The sequence below is a fragment of the Achromobacter sp. E1 genome (genome assembly GCF_037039475.1).
Classification (GTDB): domain Bacteria; phylum Pseudomonadota; class Gammaproteobacteria; order Burkholderiales; family Burkholderiaceae_B; genus Achromobacter; species Achromobacter mucicolens.
Genome location: NZ_CP146253.1, coordinates 2,342,482 through 2,364,094, shown reverse-complemented (window position 1 = coordinate 2,364,094; position 21,613 = coordinate 2,342,482). Strand labels below are relative to the sequence as shown.

Below are 21,613 nucleotides of genomic sequence, written 5' to 3'. Positions count from 1 at the left end.
GCGAAGTTACTCTCGTGCTTTAATTAAATCAATTTGATTTTTTGTTCCGTCATAAAAGAATTTTTTATGAGTACGATCCGGTTCATGCGCACGTTTCTAGCCGTCGCGCACCACGGTTCCTTCTCGGAAGCAGCCGAGCAGGTGGCCCTGACGCAGGCGGCCGTCAGCTTTCAGATGCGCTCGCTGGAAGCCGAGCTGGGGCGAGAACTTTTCGACCGCAGCGGGCGTCTGGCCATCCTGAACGCGGCCGGCCGCGAATTGCTTCCTGAAATCAAGCACTTGCTAGATTTATACGACAGACTGCGGCGGCCGAACACGGCGCCCGGCGAATTGGCCGGGTCCGTGTCGGTGGGCAGCATCGTGTCCTGCATGGGGACGCTATCGAAGGTCATCTCGGGACTGAAAAAGGCCCACCCCAAGCTGGACGTGCGCATCCTGTCGGGCAAGGCCAGCGAGCTGGCGGGCAAGGTCGAGGACGGCGAGCTGGATGCGGCATTCCTGGTGGAAGCCGGGCGCAAGATGGCCAGCACGCGCTGGACCGCACTTTATGAAGAACAGATGGTGGTGATCGCCCCGCGCTCGGCGGCCGGCAAGGACGCCCGCGAGGTGCTGGCGGGCAATCCGTTCCTGCGCTTTGACCGCACCCAGCGCACCGGACTGCAGATCGACCGGCTGCTGCGCCGGATGGCGGTGCCGGTCAATGACTTCCTGGAACTGAACGCGATCGAGACGCTGGTGGAACTGGTGCGCCAGGAAGTCGGCGTGACGCTGCTGCCGCTGATCAACGGCGCGAACTGGCAGCACAGTCCGGAGTTGCGGATCTTTCACCTGCCCGACGACCTGGGGCCGCTGTCCCGCTCCATTGGCATGCTGGAACGCCGCGAACACGCCCGCCAGGGCATCACGGCAGCGATCTGCGAGGCGTGCGCGCAGGCTTTCCGCGCACGCGAACCGCAGACCGCCGCGTGACGTTTACATCGCCATGGCCGGATCGGTCACGGACGCCTTGCCGGTTTCGACGCGGCCGGCAAAGCGGCGCAGCCACGACGGATCCTCGGCCAGCCGCACCGTGAAGTCGTACCACGCGTGGCTGCCCGCCAGCGCCCAGTGCTGCTCGACCTGCGCGCCGGCTGCGACCGTGAAGGTCCAGCGCTCGTGGTTGGCGTAATACGCATTGGGCGTGACTTCAAACGTGCACGGGGTCTTGCCGGCGTTGATGAAGCTGACGTACACATCGCCATTGGCGATGTCGTAGCAGACGCGGATCTCGGCATCCTGCTGCGCCGTGCGGTCATGCGCCACGTCGCCGGCGAAATGGCGGTGCCAGCCGTTGGGGCCCAGGACCCACAGGTCATATTTGCCACCGTCGGCCGCCGTGTCCCAGCTGCCTTCGAGCTGCTTGCCCGGTTCCACGGTGTAGCGGCGCGGCAGGCGGTCCAGATGCAGGCGGTCATACACATGGAACACTGCGGCCTGTTTACCGGTGTTTGAAAACACCAGCCACATGTTGCCGGTGCCCGGCTGGCTGCGGCCGCTCGCGTGCAGCTCGTACGGCAAGGCGCGGGAATAACGCACGCCGGGCTCCTGCACGCCCTTGGCCTGCGTGGACGGATCGGGCAGCGGCACGGCGGTCAGCGCTTCCTGCGCGGCGCGTTCCTGGTCCGATCCGCTGCGGGTCAGGATGTTCAGGTCGGGCAGTTTTTCGTCGTTGGGCGTGGCGAAGTTGAAGGCCGAGGTCAGGTCGCCCAGCACGGCGCGGCGCCACGGGCTGATGTTCTCTTCCTTCACGCCGAAGCGGGCTTCCAGGAATTGCAGCACGGAGGTGTGGTCGAAGGCCTGGGAATTGACCCAGCCGCCACGGCTCCAGGGCGACACGACGTACATCGGCACGCGGGGGCCGGGGCCGTAGACGCGGTTGTCGGCGGCGTCCTGGGCGGACGCGTGCGTGTGGCGCTCCAGGTCGGTGTTGACGGTGGAGGCGCCGGCCATCGAGCCATCGGCATTCAGCGAGGGCGCGGCGGGCGGCGGCACGTGGTCGAAGTAGCCGTCGTTCTCGTCGAAGTTGATGAGCAGGACGGTCTTGCTCCAGACGTCCGGATTGGCGGTCAGCGCGTCCAGCGTTTCCTGGATGTACCAGGCGCCCTGGACGGGGCTGGAGGGGCCGGGGTGCTCGGAGTAGGTTGCCGGCGCCACGATCCATGACACCTGCGGCAGCGTGCCGTTCATCGCGTCGTCGCGCAGCGCCTGCAGGAAGCCGCCGTCCGGCATCGTGTTGGCGGTGCCCTTGTAGAGCGGATTGGCCGCGTCCATGCTGGGCGTCCAGGCCGGGTAAGGCGCGCCGTTGCTGCCGTTGCCCGCCAGTTCGTTGGCGCGGCGGTACTGCTGGAAGCCGGCAAGCGGGTTGTCGCCGAAGTTTTCCGGCAGGTTCTGGTAGACCTTCCACGTCACGCCGTTTTCCTGCAGGCGCTCCGGATACGTCTTCCAGGTCCAGCCGATGTTCGAGGCGCCCAGGCTGTCCCACTGGTTGCGGGTCGACGGGCCGTTGCCCTGCGCCAGCGGATCGTTGGTGCCGGTCCAGTGAAAGAGGCGGTTGGTGTTGGTGCCGCCGTGGGTGGAACAGTGATAGGCGTCGCACAGGGTGAAGGCGTCGGCCAGCGCGAACTGGAACTCGACTTCCTTCTGGCGGTAGTAGCCCATCGACTGGTTCTGCTTGTAGCGGGGCCATTGATACATGCGGCCGCCGTCCCAGGCCATCTGCGCATCCACGTAGTCGTGGGGCGTGCCGGCCACGCGCTGGGCGTTGCCCTGCGTGCTGTCCAGGTGGTACGGCATGACGACGCGCGTGCCGTTGGTCTGTTCCCAGACCGAGCGGTCCTGCGGCAACGGGATGGTGATGCGGTCGCCAAACCCGCGCACGCCCTTGAACGTGCCGAAGTACATGTCGAACGAGCGGTTCTCCTGCATCAGGATGACCACGTGCTCGACGTCGTTGATGGTGCCGGTGCGGTTATTGGCGGGAATGGCGAGCGCGCGGCGGATCGCGGGCGGGAACATCGACAGCGCGGTCAGGCCCGCCGTGGAGGCAGCGGCGTTGCGCAGGAACCGGCGCTTGCCGGCGTGGATCGTGTCTTTATCGGACTTCACGGAGGATTTTCCTATGTGTCTGGAATAAGCGCGGCTCAGGGCGCGCAACGCAGTTCGGGCTTGGCCGGCGGCGGCGTGGTGGGCGTTTCGGGCTGGGTGGGCGTACCGGGATTGCCAGGCGTGGCGGCGTCGTCGTCGCTGCCATCGTCGCCACCGCAGGCGGCCAGGGTGGCGGTCAGCATCAGCACCGCGCCGGCGCGCAGGAAACCGCGCAAAATCATGGACTTGCTCATGGGGTATTTATCCTTGGGACATCAGGGAAACAGTTCGTGGACGGACTTGCCGGACAGGGCGAGGGACTTCACTTCTTCCTCGGTCAACGCCCGCGACCAGAACGCCAGGTCATCGAAAATCATCGTGTACGGGCCCTTGGTGCCGGCGCAGCAGATGCCGTAGGTGCCGCGACCGTCTTCGTTCAGGCCGATGTGCGGACCGAAGACGCCGGCGACCTGGGCCAGGTTGACGCCGGGCGTGGCGGTGGAGGTCACGCTGCGCACAAAGCCCAGTTCGCTGTCGTAGCGGTAGGCGGTCATGGTGCGGGCCGTCTTGTCGATGGTCATGGCGATGTAGACGGGCTTGTTGGGCGTGAACTTCACGCCGTTGATGTCCGCGCGCTTGCCGCCGCCGGCGATGTTGAAGCGCAGTTCGGGCCCTGCCCATTGGGCGATGGTGATGCCAGGGTTGCCGCCGGAGTTGTAGTCTTTATTGCCGATGATCGAGCGGTCATTGGCGGTGCCGTCGGACTGGAACCAGAAGCCGATGGTGAACGCCTGCACGCTGTCCAGGAGGCCCGCCGGATAGTCCAGCTTGAATGCGCCCAGGGCCGCCGAGCCGCGCTCGTTCCGGAAGCTCTTGCCGTACACGCCGGGGTCGGCATAGGCGGGCGCCTGGGTGCCGTCGAAGGGCGTGATCGCGCCGCCGCCGGCGGCCTTGTCGGCCACGTCGCCCTCGAAGGGGAAGAACATGGTCAGGCCGGTGCGCAGCGAGGCCAAGAGGGGCACGGGCTTGACGTAGACGACCGTGGCGCGCGCGGCGCTGACCGCGTGGCCGGTGGAGACGCTGTAGGCCACTTCATGCACGCCCTCGGCAGTGAAGGTGAAGCCGGTGTCGACGTATTCGGTGGCGGTGCCGGGCAGGCGCGCGACTTCCTTGCCGTCGCGGCTGACGATGATGTCGCCGGCGGGTTCCCCCACGCGGACCCAGGTGACGGTGACGCTCTTGTTGTCCATGGAGGTGCGGGTGGCAACGCGGCGCAGCGCCAGCGGCTCGCTGAGCGCGGTGCCGGCCATGTCGTAGGCGGCGGCCTCGGGCAAGGCGTCCAGGTGCGACAGGACGGTGGGCGCCACGTCGGCAGCGCTGGGCAGCGCGTACCAGTTGGTGTCCCATACGCCGTCGAACGAGGCGTCGTCGGCGCTGCCGCCGAGCAGCGCGGGCTGATTGGCGGCGAGCAGGATGGTCTTGTTGGAAGAGAACGGCAGGCCGTCGCTGCCGCCGGTCTTGTCCAGGCCGTGGCTTGTGGCGACGACCATGAGCCAGTTTTCGTTGGGATGCGCGGCGCGGCGGTCGACCAGCTGTTTGGCCAGGACGCCAAGGGCGGCGTCGGTCTGGCGGATGACAGCGTCGTAGGTGGTGCCGAAGCCGCTTTCTGCGGCGGCGCGTTCGGGCGCGCCGAATTGCGCGACGACGAGGTCGTAGCCTTCGGCGATGCGGTCGCGGGCTTGGGAGGCGACGCAATCGTCCTGGCCTGCGCAGTCGGTTAGCGTCTGGACGTAGCCGGCGTCGCGGTCGATGTTTAAAAGGCTGGCCAGCAGCGATGAGTTGAAGGCGCCGGCGGTGCGCGCTTCAGGCTGCGCGGTCTTGATGCGTTGGAACAGGCTGGGGGCTTTCATGCCCTGGCTCTGGGCATTGGAGCGCACGCCGTGGACGTCGGCCCATTGCCCGGTGAGCAAGGTGGCCCAGCCGGGCGCGGAGAGCGTGGGCTGTTGGGTCACGGTGCCGGTCACGCCGCCGGTCCAGGCGCGGGTGACGGTCAGCTGGCTCAGGTTGGGCAGCGTGTTGTCCGCCACGCCGCGCCGCAGCGCGTCATACGTCAGGCCGTCCACGCCGACAAACAGCACCTTGCTGGCGCTCGCCTCGCCCGGCGTTGTCACGGGCGGCTGGGTCGGCGGGGCCACGGGGGCCTCGTCGTCATCGTCATCGCCGCCTCCACAGCCGGCCAACACGCTGGTCGCCAGCAACATGGCGCACCATCTTCTCCAATTCAATGTCTGCATTGCTTCTCTTCTCTTTTTCATGAAGGGGGTCTTACGCTGGCCGACATGGTGGCGACCGAACGTGAAAGACCCGTGAAGCAAAGGCGAGAAACCTTGATTGCTGAATCAGGATTCTTTTGCGGATGAGGCAATGCGCGTCGGACTTCTGGGCGGGGGGATTGCGTGCGAGGCAAGGCAGGGGGTGGATTATCGGCGGCCCGGATTGTGGTGGTGACGGGGGTCTGGCACTCTGAAAGTCGACACGACATGCCGGTGACCTTCTCCCCGAGCTGCCTGACGGCTTGTACGCTTTTGCGTTTTGGCTTGCCTGAGGTTGAGTTCTTGAGACGTCCGGCACGGCGACGGCCCGGGGCGCGCGGGGCCACGATTGCGGTCCGGAGCCTTCGCTCCGGACTGCCCCGTCGTCATCTTCGTCCGCCTTCGGCTCCCTTCAGATTCCCTCGGGCTTATCGACGCCCCGCGCACCCCGGGCCGCCACCGCACCGGACTCTGGCAATTGCAATTTTTCGGGTGCTGGGGCGGTGGGTGTGCTTGGCATTTTTGGGTGGGACTTTTCGGGCTACGAGCTTCTTGCGGTGCCCGTCCCCGTTCGGCCGCGCGGGCGGCCTCCGGGGACTTACGCGGTGTCTTGCGTCGTCGCGATGACGCTTCGCGTGTGGCAAGGTTTGGGTCGGGATTTTTTTGGGGGGAGGTGATGATGCCGGGTGTCTGACACCCGATGAGACATTGCGACAAACTGGCATTCACTTCCATGGGTGTCAGACACCCCGTATTGAGACACCCCGTATTGATTTCTTTTGGGGAAAGACGACGGTGCAAGGTGTCTGACACCCAATGAGGCGTTGCGACAAGCCAGCATTCACTTCCATGGGTGTCAGACACCCAACATTGCTGTCATGAATCGCCGCTATAGTCGGCCGGGTCGTGTTGTCCGTGCCTGAATTCCATGCCTTTGTCCCTGCGCCTGCCCCTGCCCTCCGCGCCCGCCTTGCTGCGTGTCCTTGCCGTGCTGGCTTTTGCCGCGGGGCTTGGCGTGTGGGCGTCTATCCTGCTTGCGCCACAGCCTGGGCCCCTGCCTCCGGCGGTCTCGGCCGCTGCGCCGCGTGCGGCCGACAATACGCCGGTCGCGCTGTGGTTCGGCAAGGACGAAGCCATGCGCACGCAGATCACGGTGCTGGGGGTGATCGCGGCTGGGCCCGATGGTGCGGCCGTGCTGAGCGTGGACGGCGGACCTCCGCTGGCTTGGCGCGCGGGGGCTGAAGTGGCGCCGGGCATCGTGCTTCGCGACATCGCGGCGGACGCCGTGACGGTCGAGCAGTCGGGCCGCGCGAGCCGCCTGGCCGCGCCGGCTGCCCAGGACGCGCCGGGCGGAATCACGCGCTTGAAGTGAATGCCGGCGGGTGACCTGCCGGCGTGCGCATTACTGTCATATTTCATGTCCACAATCCCGGGCTTCTACTGAAAGACCGGAGTTGCAAAGTGCGTCAGTTACCGCGCGGGCTTGCCCGCCAGCAGGGCTTCACCCTCATCGAGATCATGGTGGTGATTGTGATCATGGGGATTCTGGCCGCGCTGGTGGTGCCGCGCGTGCTCGATCGCCCGGATCAGGCGCGTCAGGCGGCCGCCCGGCAGGACATTGCGGGCATCATGCAGGCGCTCAAGCTGTACCGGCTGGACAATGGCCGCTATCCGACCACGGCGCAGGGCCTGCGGGCGCTGGCGCAGAAGCCGGAGGGCGTTGCCAACTGGCGTGGCTACCTGGACAAGCTGCCCAACGATCCGTGGGGACACCCCTACCAATATCTGAGCCCCGGCGTCAAAGGCGACGTCGATGTCTTCTCGTTCGGCGCCGACAACAAGCCCGGCGGAGAAAGCGGCGATGCCGACATCGGTTCCTGGGAACTCTGAACGCGGCTTCACGCTGGTCGAAGTCCTGGTGGTGCTGGTGATCGTGGCCATCGCGGCCAGCATGGTGAGCCTGTCGGTCGGCCGCGGCGACAATCGTCTGCGCGCCGACGCCGAGCGGCTGGCGGACGCGTTCACCGTGGCGCAGAGCGAAGCGCGCAGCGACGGGCGCCCGATCCGCTGGCTGGCAAACGGCCAGGGGTGGTCATTCGAGCGCAACGGCCGCGCGGCCGGCCCTACCGCGCAAGACGACATCCCGGTGCCCCCGGACCGTCTCGACACCGACGAGGTGCTGCGTCCGCAGGCCTGGTCGGCCAGCCCGGTGCAATGGCGGCTGGATCCGGACCGGCCGCTGATCTTCAATACGGAATGGGTCGCCGCGCCCATGACGTTGACGTTGAGCGCTGCAGACGTGCGCGTGACACTGCAACGCGATGCCGCTGGACGCTATGAGATCCGCTGACGAATTCGCCCAGGCCGCCCTCGATGGCGCGGCATTGCCGCGTCCGCGCAACCGCGAACGCGGTTTCACGCTTATTGAAGTGCTGGTCGCGCTGGCGATCATCGCCGTGGCGATGGGCGCGGCGTTGCGCGCCACGGGCGTCATGGCCGCGAACAACCGCGCGCTGCAGGACAAGACCCTGGCGTTGCTGGCGGCGCAGAACGCGCTTACGCAGCTGCGTCTGGAACAGACGCTGCCGCGCGCCGGCTCGCAGACGGTGCCGTGTCCGCAAGGCGGCCTGGCGCTGCAGTGCGAACTGGTCTTCACCAATTCGATGAACCGAAGCTTTCGGCAGGTGTCGGTGAAGGTCCACGACGCCGCGTCTTCGCGCGATGGCGCGATCCTGCTGCAGCTCGACGGACTGCTGTCCAGCCTGCGATGACCGTGCGCCGCCCACCGCAATCCCAGGCCGGCTTCACGCTGATCGAGGTGCTGGTCGCCCTGGCGCTGATGGCGCTTGTCAGCCTGATGGCCTGGCGCGGCCTGGCCAGCGTGTCGGGCGCGCGCGACCTTATCGCCGCGCAGGCCGAGGACACGGACACCATCGTACGCACGCTGGGCCAGATGGCGCGCGATGTGGAGCTGTCTTACGCGGGCCCTGCGTTCGATTCACCGGGTCTGGACGCGGTGTCGTTCACGGCGGGCCTGCGGCTGTTGCCACGCGCCGCCGGCGGGCAGACGCTGGAAGTCCTGCGTCCCGATCCCGATGGCAACGGCCTGTGGCAGCGTGTTCGATGGCAGGTCCGCAACGACGGACTGTGGCGCACCAGTGGCCCGTCCGCGCCGCGCAGTCCGCTGCCGGCGGCCGTTGACGGCGTGCTGCTTTTGCCGGGCGTGCGCAATCTTGCACTGCGCGCGTGGGTGCCGGGCGTGGGCTGGGTGGACGCGAACGCGGCGTTCGCGGCGGCGCCCAGCGGCCTGGAGATTGTTTTTGATCGTGGCGTGCCGGGCGATCTGCGGCGCTACTCGCGCATCCTGGAGCTGCCATGAGCCGCAGGGCTGTTCACGCACAGGCCCCGTGCAGCGGTCATGGGAGAGGCGGCGGCAACCGCCAACGCGGCGCGGCGGTCGTCAGCGCGCTCATTGTGGTTGCGATCGTGGCCGCGCTGACCACCAGCCTGTTCCAGCGGCAGGCCGCCAGCACGCGGCGCGTGGAGAATGAACTGGCGCGCGTGCAGGCGCGCGCGATGCTTGCGGGCGGCATCGACTGGGCGCGGCTGGTGGTGCGCGACCATGGCCGGCGCGAGCCCACCACCCGCGGCGACCAGATCTGGGCGACCCCGGTGCTGGACACCCGTATCGAGCGCCCCGGCGACGACCGCGTGGCGGTGTTCTCGGGCGGAGTGCAGGACGAACAGGGCAAGTACAACCTCTACAACCTGGCGCGCAATGGCGTGGCGCAGCCCGAGCAGGAAGAGATTCTGCGGCGCCTGCTCGGCACGCTGGAACTGCCCGACACGCTGGCCGCGCGCATCGTGGACATCGTTGCGGCCGCACAGCCGCCCGCGCTGGCGGCGGACGCGCCCAATACCGCGGCGCAGCCGGGCCCGCTGGCGCGTGCGCCGTTGCCGCGCGGCGTGGACGAAATCGCGGCGCTGCTGGACCTTGAACCGCCCATGCGAAACGCGTTGCGGCGCACGATGACGCTGCTGCCGTCGGCCACCCAGGTCAACGTCAACACCGCGCCCGCGGAGGTGATCGCCGCGCTGGTGCCGGGGCTGTCTCTTGCGCAGGCCCGCGCCTTGGCGGGCGAGCGCGACCGCGGCAACTGGTTCAACAACACCGGCGACTTCGCCAACCGGCTGGCGGGCACGGGCGTGAAGACGCCCGCGCCCGCCGTCTCCACGAATAGCAGCTGGTTCCTGGCCAGCGGCACCGTGGTCTACGAACGGGCGCGCGTCTCCATGCAGGCGCTGATGCGCAGCGCCCCGCCGGCCGCTCCCGAAACCCTCTGGACGAGAGAAACACCTTGAAGAACACCCTGCGCATCTCCCTGCCCGCGCTGGAGGAATTTGGCGCCGATTCGCCGCTGCCCTACGCCTGGTTCGACCGGCGCGGCCGGTGCGTGCGGCAAGGCGAGCTGGCGCTACGCGCCCTTGGGCACGCCTGGCCCCAGGCCGCGTGCGAAGCGGTTCTGCACCCGGCCGACGTCATTTCGGCCACGGTGCAGATTCCGGCCGTGGCGCGCGCGCATTTCGGGGCGGCCGTGCGCGGCGCGCTGGAACCGCTGGTCCTGAGCGACCTGGATGGCCTTGCCATCGGTCACGGCGCGCGCGCCGCCGACGGGTCCGTTGCGCTGGCCTGGTCCCCGCGCGAACCGGTGCGCCGCGCGTGGAGCCTGCTGAGCGAGCAAGGCCTGCGCGTGCGCGCGCTGATCGCCCCGCAGGCGCTGGCGCCCGCCACCGATGCGCCGTTGCGCGACCCTGCCGATCCGCGCTGGCACGCCCCCTCGCCCGCCTGGTCGCTGGCCATGCCGCATCTTGCGCCGGTCAGCGTGTCACGCTGGCGGCCGGTGTGGCGCTGGGGCGCGCTGGCGGCCGTGGTGTGGATCGCTGGCTTGAACCTGTATGCCGCGCAACTGCGCGGCGAAGCGGACACCTTGCGGCGTGGCATGCACGACCAGGTGCTGGCGGCATTTCCGAACGTGCCCGTCGTGCTGGACCCCGCGCGCCAGGCGCAGCAGGGGCTGGACGCGTTGCAGGCCAATCGCGGCGCCGCCAGCGCCGGCGACTTCCTGCCGCTGGCCCGCGCCGCCGCGCAGGCGCTGCCCTTTGCCGCCGACAAGGTCGCTCACCTGACATATGCCGACCAGGCGCTCACGCTGCAACTGGCGGACGCCGGCCCGCAAGCGCAACGCGTCGCTGAAACGCCGGCGCTGATTCAGCAAGCAGCCGCCCTGGGGCTGAAGCCGGAACGCGGCGACACCGACAACACCTGGCGCATCGTGCGCAGCCAACCATGACACCGCTACATCGACTTCAAGCCGCGTGGCAGGCCGCCCGCAAACCCGTGGACCCGGCGCTGGCGCGCGCCCGCGCGCGCTACCAGGCGTTGGCCCCGCGCGAACGCCGCCTCGTCGCCGGCGCGGCGTTGCTTCTGGGCGCGGCGATAGGCTTTGTGACGCTGATCGAGCCCGCCCTGAACACCGTGCGCAAACTGCACGCCGAGCTGCCAGGCCTGCGCACGCAGGCCGCCACCGTCGCCGACCTGACCGCGCAAGCCTCCGCCCTGCGTCAGCGCAACGCGGTGCCCGCCGGAGCCATGCCCAGAACGCAGGAACTGTCGGCCAGCCTGGAACGCGCCGGCCTGCCCGCCGGGCAATGGACACTGTCGGACGCAGACGCGGGCGGCGTCACGCTGTCGTTGGAGCAGGCGCCGTCATCGGCGCTGATGCGCTGGCTGGACGGCGCGGGGCGCGATTGGGGACTGGCCATCTCGCAGGTGGACCTGACGCGCGCCGCAAACGCCAACGGGCGGCCGCTGCCGGGCCTGGTCAACGGCAAGGTCGTGCTGCTGCCGCCGCAGGCGGCCGGGAGCCGCTGATGCCGCTGAAACTTCCTTCACGCCGCGTGGCGGGCCTGTGGCTGGCTGGCGTGTTGTGCGCCGCAGCTGCGGGTGCCGCCGTACTGCCTGCGCGATGGGTGCTGGCGCTCTTGCCCGCCGACGCGCCGGTCACGTTGGCCGACGCCAGCGGCACGCTGTGGCACGGCAGCGCATGGATCGCCCTTGGCTCCGAAGGCGCGCGCCGCGTGCTGCCGCAACCGGTGCAATGGCAATGGCGCTGGGACACGATGGCGCTCGACATCTCGCACCCCTGGTTGCAAGGCGCGTTGCGCGCGCGCCCGGGGTGGAACGGTCTGGCCCTGCCCGCGTCGTCCCTGCGCGTGCCCGCAACGGTTCTGCCTGCGCTCGGCGCGCCTTGGAATACGTTGTCGCCGCAAGGCATGCTGGAGATCAACTGGCAGCCCTTGCGCCTGGGCGCCCCGCTTCCCACCGGCCCGGCCGTGGACGTGCGCTGGCGCAACGCCGCGACTGCGCTCTCGCCCATCTCGCCAGTGGGGACTTATTTGCTGCGCGTGCAGGGCGGTAAAACCGGCGCGACGCTGGTCCTCAGCACGGAAAGCGGGCTGCTTGACGTCAAGGGCCAGGGCAGCAGCGGCCCCCGAGGCAACGGCCCCCGAGGCATCAGCTTCCAGGGCGAAGCCACGTTCGCCCGATCGGCCAACGAGGCCGATCGCGCCGCGCTGGACGGTCTGCTGTCGACACTGGGCCGCCGCTCGGGCGATACGGTGACGTTCAGCGTGGGGAAATCCGGGCGATAAGGGCGGCGTCGGAGAGCGGGAAGGTGTCAGACACCCTGGGAAGGCCCGCGGCAGATGAAGGACCACTCACCAGGGTGTCAGACACCCTGCGAGATAGGAGCGACGTCGGGCAGGTGTCAGACACCCAGCGAGGTGTCCTACACCCAACGGCCCAACGCAAACGGCCGCGGGCTATGCGTCGCGCGTCACGCGCAGGATTTCTTCGGGGGACGTCTGCCCGGCGTCCACCCACCGCTGGCCGTCCTCGCGCATGCTGCGCATGCCGGCGGCCGCCGCGGCGCGGCGCAGTTCGCGTTCGTCGCGGCCTTCGTGGATCAGGCGGCGGGCCTCGTCGTCCACCGTGAAGAGCTCGTGGATGCCAGAGCGGCCGCTGTAGCCGGTGTGGTTGCAGGCCTCGCAGCCCACGGGGTGAAAGACCTGCACGCCGTCCAGCATCGACGGCGACTTGCACGCCGGGCATAGTTTGCGCACCAGCCGCTGCGCCAGCACGCCCAGCAGCGACGACGCCAGCAGAAAGGGTTCGACACCCATGTCGGTCAGGCGAGTGACGGCGGACACGGCATCGTTGGTGTGCAACGTGGCCAGCACCAGGTGGCCGGTCAGCGAGGCCTGCACCGCGATCTGCGCGGTTTCCAGGTCGCGGATTTCGCCGATCATGATGACGTCCGGGTCCTGGCGCAGAATGGCGCGCAGGGCGAGCGCAAAGCTCATGTCGATCTTGGCGTTGACCTGCGTCTGGCTGATGCCGGCCAGGTCGTATTCGATGGGATCTTCCACCGTCAGGATGTTGCTGGTGGAGGCGTCCAGACGGCTCAGCGCCGCATATAGCGTGGTGGTCTTGCCGCTGCCGGTCGGGCCGGTCACCAGGACGATGCCGTGCGGCTGGCGGATCAGACGGTCCAGCTGCGACAGAACGCCCGGGCTCATGCCGAGCTTTTCCAGTTGCAGCCGGCCAGCCTCCTTGTCCAGCAAGCGCAGCACGGCGCGCTCGCCATGCCCGGTCGGCAACGTGGACACGCGCACGTCGATGGGACGCCCGCCCACGCGCAGCGCAATGCGCCCATCCTGCGGCAGGCGCTTTTCGGCGATGTCCAGATGCGCCATGATCTTGATGCGCGAAATCAGCGCGGCGTGCAGCGCCTTGCGCGGCGACACCACGTCGCGCAGCGTGCCGTCCACGCGGTAGCGCACCACGGAATGCGTTTCGAAGGGTTCGATATGGATATCGCTGGCGCCGTCGCGCGCAGCCTGCGCGAACAGCGCGTTGATCATGCGGATCACGGGCGCATCGTCCTGCGCTTCCAGCAGGTCCGCCACCTCGGGCATGTCCTGCATCAGGCGGTCCAGGTCGATCTCGTTTTCCGCCACGCCCATGACCGACGCGGCGTCTTCCGAGTGGCTGTAGGCCGCGGTCAGCAGCGTCTCCAGCGCCTCGTCGTCGATCTGCGTGAGCCCGATGTCGCCGTGGCAGCGCCGGATCTCGCGCACGGCCCACTCCGGCGTGCGCGGGCTGACCGTCAACTGCGCCTGCCCCCCGCGCAGCGACAGCACCGCGCGCTGCGCGCGGGCCCAGGCGTACGGTAAGGGGTGCGCGCTCATAGCAGCTTCTCGGGGTCCACCGCCACCGTCATCATGACCGGCCGCGGCGCGCGGATGGGTTGCTGGGCGGGCGCGGGCGGCGTGCCGGGATACTGGCGCACCGCAAAGGTCTCGACCGTGGCCGGCGGCGGACGGCGCAGCGTGGCCGCCTGCTGCTCGGGCCGCAAATCGTAGGCGTTGTTCGACACCGACGGCGCCGAGCCCGGCAGCGGCAGCATCGGCGCCTGCATGTCCGGCAGCGCCCAGTGGTCGCGAGGCTGCACCGCGCCCTGCGCGCGCCGCATGTAGTCGTAGCGGTCCATCGTGACGCTGGCGCTGCGGTTGGCGTCGCGCACCACGTACGGGCGCAGGAACACCATCAGGTTGGTCTTGGTGCGCTTGCGCGTGTCATAGCGGAACAGCGACCCGATCACCGGCAGCGAACTCAATCCCGGCACCGCGTTGGACGTGAGCGTCACGTTGTCTTCCAGCAGGCCGCCCAGCACGATGATCTGGCCGTCGTCGATCAGCACGCTGGTGTCGATCGCGCGCTTGTTGGTGACGATGCCGGTGGTGGCGTTCGAGCGGCTTTCGTCGATGCTGCTGACTTCCTGGTAGATGTCCAGCTTGACCGCGCCGCCTTCGGAAATCTGCGGCCGGATGTTCAGTTTCAGGCCCACGTCCTCGCGTTCGATGGTCTGGAACGGATTGGAGCTGCCATTGCTGCCCGAGGTCACGTACTGGCCCGTCACGAACGGCACCGTCTTGCCGACCAGGATGCTGGCCGACTGGTTGTCCAGCGTCAGCAGGTTGGGCGTGGACAGAATGTTGGCCTCGCCCGTGTTCTGCATGGCGCGCGCCAGCACGCCCAGGTTGATGACCTCGTTGCCCAGCACGTCGACCGTGCCCTTGACCACGCCCAGGCTCAAGCCGCTGCCCAGCGCGTCGATCGAGGTCGGCCCGTTGCCGGTGATGCCGCTGCCGCCCAGGTTCGTGCCGCCGATGAAGCTGGTGCCGTTGCCGTTGATGTTGCCCGCGCCGGTCATCCACTGGATGCCGAATTCGGCGGCCTTCTCTTCGCTGACTTCCACGATCAGGCTTTCCACCAGCACCTGCGCGCGGCGCTGGTCTAGCTGGTCGATCACTTCACGCAGGCTGCGGTACAGCGGCTCGGGCGCGGAGATGATGAGCGAGTTGGTCGCGGGGTCTGCCTGGATGGTGGCGCCGCCCGCGGAATACGACACCGCCTGCGTCGAATTGTCTTCGCGCGCGATGCGCTCCTGTTCGCCCGACAGGCCACTGCGCGACGAGCCCGACTGGCTGGACATGCCCATGCCTGCCTGCGTCCCCGAGCTGCTGGCCGTGTTCTGCGCGCGCGCGCCGCCCTGCGCGCCGCCGGTGCTGCTGCTGGCGCCCGGGGCCGCGCCCGGCGCCGAATTTGCCTGGCCCGTCAGCAGCCCGCCCAGCACCTCGGCGATGCGCGTGGCCTGCGCGTTGCGCATGTACACCACATGCAGATTGCCCGCGCGGTTCTGCTGCGCGTCCAGCTTCTGGATCAGTTCGCGCGCCAGGCGCGTGCGTGCCGGGCTGCCCGAACGCACCAGCACGCTGTTGCTGCGCGGATCCGCCACGACCGCGATGCGCTGCGTGGGATCGCTGCTTTGCGTGTCGAGCAGCTGCGAGGCCAGGATGGCGATGTCCGTCGCAATGGCCGATTGCACCGGCACCACGTCCGTGTCCATCGAACTGGGCACGTCGATGCGCGCGATGACCGCGGCGATGCGCTCCAGGTTGTCCGCGTAATCCGTCACGACCAGCGTGTTGTTGCCGGGGTACGCGTTGATCGGGTTGTTCGGCGGCACCATCGGGCGCAGCACCGGCACCAGGTTCGCGGCGTTCTCGTACTTCAGCGGGAACACCCGCGTCAGCATTTCGCCGCTGTTGCCCCCGCCTTTGGCAAAGGCCGACACGGGCACGGGCGCCCTGCCCGCCGCGGCCGGCGCGCCAGCCGCAGGCTTGGCGCCTGCCGGCCCCGCTCCGCCCACAACGGCGCTGCCTTGCAGCTTGGCATCGGCCTCGGGCACGACGCGCGTCACGCCGTCCACGTCGACGATGGCAAACCCTTGCAGCCGCAATGCGCCGGTCAGCATGGACAGCGCCTGCGCGCTATCGACAGGACGATCCGAAACCAGGGTGAGCTTGCCCTTGACGCGAGGGTCCACCAGGAAGTTGCGCTGCGTGAACAGGGACAGCGCGCGCAACACGGCGGGGATGTCCGTGTCGACGAAGTTCAGGCTGACGCGGTTGTCCGCCTGTTGTGCGTGAGCCGTGCCGGCGGCGGGTCCGAGTTGACTTGCGGCAAGCAGGAATGCAAGGCTGAATTGCGCGATGTGACGCATGACGAGATAGGTGCCCGAGACGTGAAATCGTTTGGAAAAACGGGAAAGCGCGTCGGAGTATACGGGGTGTGACTGCAACATCCCGGTCATATTTCATAGGCAAGGTGACGGGCTGGAAACCCTTTAAATTCGGGGCTCTTGGCGATTTCGGCAGGTGCTTCCGCTTTATTACAGCCATGCCTTCCTATCGCTATGAAGCCACCGACGCGCTCGGAAAAATCGTGCGCGGCACGATCGATGCCGACTCCGAACGCGGCGCCCGGAACCAGTTGCGCGGCCGCGGTTTGTTGCCCCTGTCGACCTCGCTGGCGGCGCGCGCCGAAGGCATGGGCGCGGCGCTGCGCGCGCGTCTGTCGGACGCCGATCTGGCGTGGCTGACGCGCCAGCTCGCCAGCCTCCTTGCCGCTCGCCTGCCATTGGATGCGGCGCTCAGCGCCACGCTGGAACAGGCCGAGAAAAAACACATTGCCGCCACGCTGGGCGGCGTGCGCGACGATGTGCGCGCCGGCCATCGCCTGTCGGCGGCGCTGGCCTCGCGGCCGCGCGACTTTCCCGAAATCTATCGCGCGCTGATCGGCGCGGGCGAGGAATCGGGCGACCTGGCGCAGGTGATGGAAAAGCTGGCCGACTATATCGAGGAACGCAACACCTTGCGCAGCAAGGTCATGACGGCCTTCATCTACCCGGCGGTGGTGGCCAGCGTATCGGTGGTCATCGTGATCTTCCTGCTGGGCTATGTGGTGCCGCAGGTGGTGTCCGCCTTCAGCCAGGCCAAGCAGGAATTGCCGATGCTCACGCGCGTGATGCTGGGGCTGTCGGACTACGTGCGCGAATGGGGCGCGGTCACGGGCATTGCGGTGGTGGCGGCCATCGCCTTGTGGCGCTACACGCTGCGCGCGCCGGCCGCGCGGCGGGCCTGGCACGCGCGCGTGCTGCGGCTGCCGCTGGCCGGACGCTTCGTGCTGGGCGTGAACGCCGCGCGCTTTGCGTCCACCCTCGCGATCCTGAGCGGCAGCGGCGTGGCCCTGCTGACCGCGCTGGAAGCCGCACGGCGCACGCTCAGCAACGACGTGCTGCGGCTGGCGGTCGACGAGGCCGCGGCGCGCGTGCGCGAGGGCGCGGCGCTGTCATCGTCGCTGGGCGCGCAAAAGGTCTTTCCGTCGCTGCTGGTGCACCTGATCGCCAGCGGCGAGAAGACCGGGCGGTTGCCCGAACTGCTGGACCGGGGCGCGCAAAACCTGTCGCGCGACCTGGAGCGGCGCGCGATGGCGATGACGGCCCTGCTGGAGCCGGCGCTGATACTGCTGATGGGGGGATTCGTCCTCTTGATCGTGCTGGCGGTGATGATGCCGATTCTGGAGATGAACCAGTTGATCAGGTAGGGATGCGGGCCGCGAGTGCGGCCCGATCAGAGACAAGGCTCAGAGCGCCTCCTCGTCGCTCTCGCCGGTGCGGATGCGGATGGCCTGTTCCACCGGCGTCACGAAGATCTTGCCGTCGCCGATCTTGCCGGTGCGGGCGGCCTTGACGACGGCTTCGATGGCGGCTTCGACCTGGTCGTCGGGCAGCACGACTTCGACGCGGATCTTGGGCAGGAAATCCACCACGTATTCGGCGCCGCGATAGAGTTCGGTGTGGCCCTTCTGGCGGCCGAAACCCTTGACTTCGGTGACCGTCAGGCCGCTGACGCCGACTTCCGCCAGCGCCTCGCGGACTTCGTCGAGCTTGAAGGGTTTGATGATGGCGGTGACTTGTTTCACGTTGGTCGTCCTGGGTTTTTGATGTGGTGCGTCGCCCTGCCGCGCGGCCCGCTGTCTTGTGACACAGGCGGGCGCCGGGCGCAATGGACAGAGAATAACACCGCGCGGTCGCCAAGCGGCGCCCGCGAATTGTCTGCCGCCGCCCCAATGTGGTGCGCGGCGCCGCCCTCAGCTTTTGGGCGCTTCGTCGGGAATCTGGTCGGCCTCGCGCATCCAGACCACGGACTCGGAGTCGCTGGGCGCGCGCCAGTCTCCGCGCGGCGACAGCGAGCCGCCGGAACCCACCTTGGGCGCGTTCGGGATGCAGGTGCGCTTGAACTGGCTGGTCCGGAAGAACTTGTCCAGGAAGATCTTCAGGTTGCGCTTGATGGCGGCCAGATCGTATTCGTTGCGCACGACGTGCCCGGCCTCGGGCCAGGCGCCCGCCTCGCGGTCGCGCCAGGCCGTCCAGGACAGGAAGGCCACCTTGGTCGGCGCAAAGCCGTAACGCAGCGTGTAGTACAGGTTGAAGTCCTGCAGCTCGTAAGGGCCGATCGAGGCCTCGCTCTTTTGCTCGGGCTTGTCGTCCGCGCCGCCCGGCACCAGCTCGGGGCTGACGTCGGTGCCCAGCACGTCCAGCAGCACCTGCGCGCCCTCGTCGCCCAGCCGGCCCGACTCGGCCACCCAGCGCACCAGGTGCGTGATCAGCGTCTTGGGCACGCTGGCGTTGACGCTGTAATGCGACATATGGTCGCCCACGCCGTACGTGCACCAACCCAGTGCAAGCTCGCTCAAGTCGCCCGTGCCGATGACGATGGCGTTGCTGAAATTGGCCAGCCGGAACAGGTGGTTGGTGCGCTCGCCCGCCTGGACGTTCTCGAAGGTGATGTCATAGACCGGCTCGCCGTTGGCGTAGGGATGGCCCAGGTCCTTGAGCATCTGCAGGCAGCTGGGGCGGATGTCGATTTCGGAGGCCGTGCAGCCCACCACCGCCATCAGGCGGCGCGCCTGCTGCAGCGTGCGGGTGCTGGTGGCAAAACCCGGCATCGTGACCGCCAGGATGTTCGAGCGCGGCAGGTCCAGGGCGTCCATCGCCTTGGCGCAGACCAGCAGCGCATGTGTGGAATCCAGCCCGCCCGAAATGCCGATGACGACCTTCTTCATGCCGCTGGCCGACAAGCGCTGCGCCAGCGCCTGCACCTGGATGTTGTAGACCTCTTTGCAGCGCGCGTCGCGGCGCTGCGGGTCGGCCGGCACATAGGGAAAGCGCGCCACGCGCCGTTCCAGCGCCAGTTCGGCGTCCTCCAGCGGCGGATTCACCGGCACCGCCACGCGGCGGAATCGGCGGACCTCGTCCGCGTGGCGGCGCACGGACTGGCCGAAGGTGCTCTGGCGCATGCGTTCGCGCGACAGGCGCTCCAGGTCCACGTCCGAGAACAGCAGGTGGGAATGGTTCAGGAAGCGCTCGGATTCGGCCAGCAGCTCGCCGTTTTCGTAGATGAGCGCCTGGCCGTCCCAGGCCAGGTCCGTCGACGACTCGCCCCGGCCGGCCGAGGTGTACATATAGGCCGACAGGCAGCGCGCCGACTGCTGCGACACGAGCTGGTGGCGGTAGGCGGACTTGCCGACGACGATATTGGAGGCCGACAGGTTTACCAGCACCGTGGCGCCGGCCAGCGCGGCATAGGACGACGGGGGAATGGGCACCCAGACGTCTTCGCAGATTTCAACGTGGAACTGGAACAGCGGCAGCTTTTCCATCTGGAACAGCAGCTCGGACCCGAACGGCACCGTCTGGCCCAACAGGTCGATCTGCGTGCCGATGGCGCAGTCGGCCGCGCTGAACTGTCGGGCTTCGTAGAACTCGCCGTAATTCGGCAGATACGTCTTGGGCACGACGCCAAGCACCCGCCCGCCGGCCGCCACCACCGCGCAGTTGAACAACTGGTGCGCCACCCGCAGCGGCGCCCCCACGACGATTGCGATATCCAGGTCGGCGGTCGCCTCGACCACCTGAGCCAGCGCCGCCTCGCAGGCGTCGAGCAGGGCCTTCTGGTGAAAGAGATCGTCGCAGGTGTAGGCCGACAGACCCAGTTCCGGGAACGCCGCGAGCACCGCGCCGCCTTGGGCAGCCTGCTGCGCCAGCGCGATGGTCTGGGCGGCATTGAACGCGGGATCGGCGACCCGGCACTCGGGCACGCCGACCGCGACCCGGGCGAAGCCGTGGGAATACAGGTTGAAGAACGGATTCGACATCGGGGATTTCGCCTGGGAGGTTCGCCTGGAGATTGCGACGTGGAGGGCTGCGCCGGGGGGGCTGGAGGCCCGGGAATCAACGGCCGGATTATCTCACGGGCCTTATTCCGCCTGGCGCGGCATCTTGCCGTCGGTCAGGCCGCGCTCGAACGGCAGCGCCGGACTGCCGTCCGGGGATCCTTGCCGGTCGCGCTCGGCCGACAGCGCCGCCTGGATCGCGCTGTCGCGCAGGTATCCGCCCATCGCGCCGATGTCGGCGCCGGACGGCTGCTGGTACAGGCGCAGGCCCAGCTCGGGCAGGATCGCCAGCAGATGGTCGAACACGTCGCCCTGGATGCGTTCGTATTCCACCCATGCGGTCACGGCGGTAAAGCAATAGACCTCGACCGGAATGCCCTCGGAGGTGGGCTCCATCATGCGCACCATCATTGCCATGTCCTGGCGGATTTCCGGATTCTGCTTCAGATAAGCCAGCGCATAGGCGCGCAGCGTGCCGATGTTGGTCAGCCGGCGCCGGTTGGCCGGCACGCTGGCCAGTTCGCCCAGCGTCTGGTTGGCCTGGACGATGTCCTGCGTCTTGCTTTGCAGATAGTCGTGCAGCAGCCGGAACTTCATCAGCCGCTGCGCCTCGTCGTCGGTCAGAAAGCGCACGCTGGCCGCGTCGATGCGGATGGTGCGCTTGATGCGGCGGCCGCCGGATTCGAACATGTGCCGGTAGTTGCGGTAGCTTTCCGAGAACAGCTTGTAGGTCGGCACCGTGGTGACGGTGTTGTCCCAGTTCTGCACCTTCACGGTGTGCAGCGCAATGTCCTTGACGAAGCCGTCCGCATTGCATTGCGGCATCTCGATCCAGTCGCCGATGCGCAGCATGTCGTTGCTGGTGAGCTGCGTGCTGGCCACCAGCGACAGGAGCGTGTCCTTGAACACCAGCAGCAGCACCGCCGACAGCGCGCCCAGGCCGGAGATCATCCAGAGCGGCGAGCGGTCGATCAGGATGGAAAGCACCAGGACGGTGCATACCGCCATCAGGATCAGCTTGCCGATCTGGATGTAGCCCTTGATGGAGCGGGTCTGCGCGCGGGTCGTTGCCGAATAGGTGTCCTGCCAGGCGCTCAGCACGCCCGAAAACGCGATGAACACGCAGATCCAGGCGCCCGCGTGCGCCAGCCGGCCCACGATGGTGACCACCCGCTCGGCATGGGGCACCAGGTCGATGCCCATGGAGACCACCGCAAACGGCACCGCGTACCAGAGGTTCTGGTACGCGCGGCGGCGCTGGAGCGCCTTGTCCCAGTCGCCATGGCCGCTGACCACGAGCAGCCGGTGCGCCAGCAGCAGGACCACCCGCGCGACCACCCACTGCACGAACAGCGCGGTCAGGACGAGCGCGCCGATGCCGATCAGCGTCTGCGCCCAGATCTCCCGGGGCATATGGGTATCAATTTGGGTGACTAGCTCTTCCCATTCCAGGGGCATGGATCCGTACTCGCTTTAC

At 68.1% G+C, this 21,613-nt stretch carries 19 protein-coding genes; 11 read left to right on the top strand and 8 right to left on the bottom strand.

Annotation, left to right across the window (positions count from 1 at the left end):
* Window positions 1-66 precede the first annotated feature (66 nt).
* A complete protein-coding gene (locus tag V6V88_RS10825; protein ID WP_062840868.1) occupies window positions 67-969 on the top strand; it encodes a LysR family transcriptional regulator in 903 nt (300 codons plus the stop codon).
* Window positions 970-972: 3 nt separating this feature from the next.
* On the opposite strand, the gene V6V88_RS10820 is transcribed toward V6V88_RS10825, so the two are convergent.
* From V6V88_RS10820 to V6V88_RS10810, 3 genes are read right to left on the bottom strand one after another with little or no spacing between them, the layout of a single operon-like run.
* Window positions 973-3,144 (bottom strand): phospholipase C, phosphocholine-specific, encoded by a 2,172-nt coding sequence (locus tag V6V88_RS10820; protein WP_217617900.1) that lies wholly within the window; start codon window positions 3,142-3,144, stop codon window positions 973-975.
* Between the two features lie 35 nt (window positions 3,145-3,179).
* Window positions 3,180-3,377 (bottom strand): hypothetical protein, encoded by a 198-nt coding sequence (locus tag V6V88_RS10815; protein ID WP_196589516.1) that lies wholly within the window; start codon window positions 3,375-3,377, stop codon window positions 3,180-3,182.
* 21 nt (window positions 3,378-3,398) lie between these two features.
* Entirely contained in the window at window positions 3,399-5,384 is a 1,986-nt protein-coding gene (locus V6V88_RS10810; RefSeq protein ID WP_338619257.1) for an alkaline phosphatase family protein, read from the bottom strand.
* A 979-nt stretch (window positions 5,385-6,363) separates the two neighbouring features.
* Between V6V88_RS10810 and V6V88_RS10805 the strand changes: the two genes are divergently transcribed.
* The 9 genes from V6V88_RS10805 to gspN all read left to right on the top strand — a co-directional run bounded on the left by V6V88_RS10805 (window position 6,364) and on the right by gspN (window position 12,146).
* Window positions 6,364-6,807 (top strand): general secretion pathway protein GspC, encoded by a 444-nt coding sequence (locus V6V88_RS10805; RefSeq protein WP_175210863.1) that lies wholly within the window; start codon window positions 6,364-6,366, stop codon window positions 6,805-6,807.
* Between the two features lie 89 nt (window positions 6,808-6,896).
* Complete coding sequence (gene gspG, locus V6V88_RS10800) at window positions 6,897-7,325, top strand: type II secretion system major pseudopilin GspG (protein ID WP_056316420.1); 429 nt, start codon at window positions 6,897-6,899, stop codon at window positions 7,323-7,325.
* Window positions 7,297-7,785, top strand: coding sequence for a type II secretion system minor pseudopilin GspH (gene gspH, locus V6V88_RS10795; RefSeq protein ID WP_128828106.1), 489 nt, complete (start codon window positions 7,297-7,299; stop codon window positions 7,783-7,785). Before gspG ends, gspH begins: the two co-directional genes overlap by 29 nt.
* On the top strand, window positions 7,772-8,206 hold the full coding sequence (gene gspI, locus V6V88_RS10790) for a type II secretion system minor pseudopilin GspI (RefSeq protein ID WP_223575328.1): 435 nt from the start codon (window positions 7,772-7,774) through the stop codon (window positions 8,204-8,206). The genes gspH and gspI overlap by 14 nt, the downstream gene beginning before the upstream one ends.
* Complete coding sequence (locus V6V88_RS10785) at window positions 8,203-8,814, top strand: prepilin-type N-terminal cleavage/methylation domain-containing protein (protein WP_223575327.1); 612 nt, start codon at window positions 8,203-8,205, stop codon at window positions 8,812-8,814. Before gspI ends, V6V88_RS10785 begins: the two co-directional genes overlap by 4 nt.
* Window positions 8,811-9,797, top strand: a complete 987-nt coding sequence (gspK, locus tag V6V88_RS10780) for a type II secretion system minor pseudopilin GspK (protein WP_223575326.1) — start codon at window positions 8,811-8,813, stop codon at window positions 9,795-9,797. Before V6V88_RS10785 ends, gspK begins: the two co-directional genes overlap by 4 nt.
* Entirely contained in the window at window positions 9,794-10,786 is a 993-nt protein-coding gene (gene gspL / locus V6V88_RS10775; protein ID WP_223575325.1) for a type II secretion system protein GspL, read from the top strand. The genes gspK and gspL overlap by 4 nt, the downstream gene beginning before the upstream one ends.
* On the top strand, window positions 10,783-11,367 hold the full coding sequence (gspM, locus tag V6V88_RS10770) for a type II secretion system protein GspM (RefSeq protein WP_223575324.1): 585 nt from the start codon (window positions 10,783-10,785) through the stop codon (window positions 11,365-11,367). Before gspL ends, gspM begins: the two co-directional genes overlap by 4 nt.
* Complete coding sequence (gene gspN, locus V6V88_RS10765; RefSeq protein ID WP_223575323.1) at window positions 11,367-12,146, top strand: type II secretion system protein N; 780 nt, start codon at window positions 11,367-11,369, stop codon at window positions 12,144-12,146. The genes gspM and gspN overlap by 1 nt, the downstream gene beginning before the upstream one ends.
* Before the next feature lie 171 nt (window positions 12,147-12,317).
* On the opposite strand, the gene gspE is transcribed toward gspN, so the two are convergent.
* Window positions 12,318-13,745, bottom strand: coding sequence for a type II secretion system ATPase GspE (gspE, locus tag V6V88_RS10760; protein ID WP_056316401.1), 1,428 nt, complete (start codon window positions 13,743-13,745; stop codon window positions 12,318-12,320).
* The gene (gspD, locus tag V6V88_RS10755; RefSeq protein WP_175157379.1) at window positions 13,742-16,123 is read right to left on the bottom strand and encodes a type II secretion system secretin GspD; all 2,382 of its coding nucleotides are present in this window, start codon (window positions 16,121-16,123) and stop codon (window positions 13,742-13,744) included. Before gspD ends, gspE begins: the two co-directional genes overlap by 4 nt.
* A 176-nt stretch (window positions 16,124-16,299) precedes the next feature.
* Here gspD and gspF point away from each other — a divergent pair, with 176 nt between their 5' ends.
* On the top strand, window positions 16,300-17,505 hold the full coding sequence (gene gspF / locus V6V88_RS10750) for a type II secretion system inner membrane protein GspF (protein WP_062840859.1): 1,206 nt from the start codon (window positions 16,300-16,302) through the stop codon (window positions 17,503-17,505).
* Window positions 17,506-17,544: 39 nt separating this feature from the next.
* Here gspF and V6V88_RS10745 read toward each other — a convergent pair whose 3' ends face one another.
* From V6V88_RS10745 to V6V88_RS10735, 3 genes are all read right to left on the bottom strand, one after another.
* Complete coding sequence (locus V6V88_RS10745; protein ID WP_006386376.1) at window positions 17,545-17,883, bottom strand: P-II family nitrogen regulator; 339 nt, start codon at window positions 17,881-17,883, stop codon at window positions 17,545-17,547.
* Window positions 17,884-18,051: 168 nt separating this feature from the next.
* Window positions 18,052-20,118 carry an NAD(+) synthase gene (locus V6V88_RS10740; RefSeq protein ID WP_338619256.1) on the bottom strand — a complete coding sequence of 689 codons (2,067 nt, stop codon included), beginning with the start codon at window positions 20,116-20,118 and terminating at the stop codon, window positions 18,052-18,054.
* Window positions 20,119-20,220: 102 nt separating this feature from the next.
* Window positions 20,221-21,594: a mechanosensitive ion channel domain-containing protein gene (locus V6V88_RS10735; protein ID WP_338619255.1), complete on the bottom strand. Its 1,374-nt coding sequence runs from the start codon at window positions 21,592-21,594 to the stop codon at window positions 20,221-20,223.
* Window positions 21,595-21,613 lie beyond the last annotated feature (19 nt).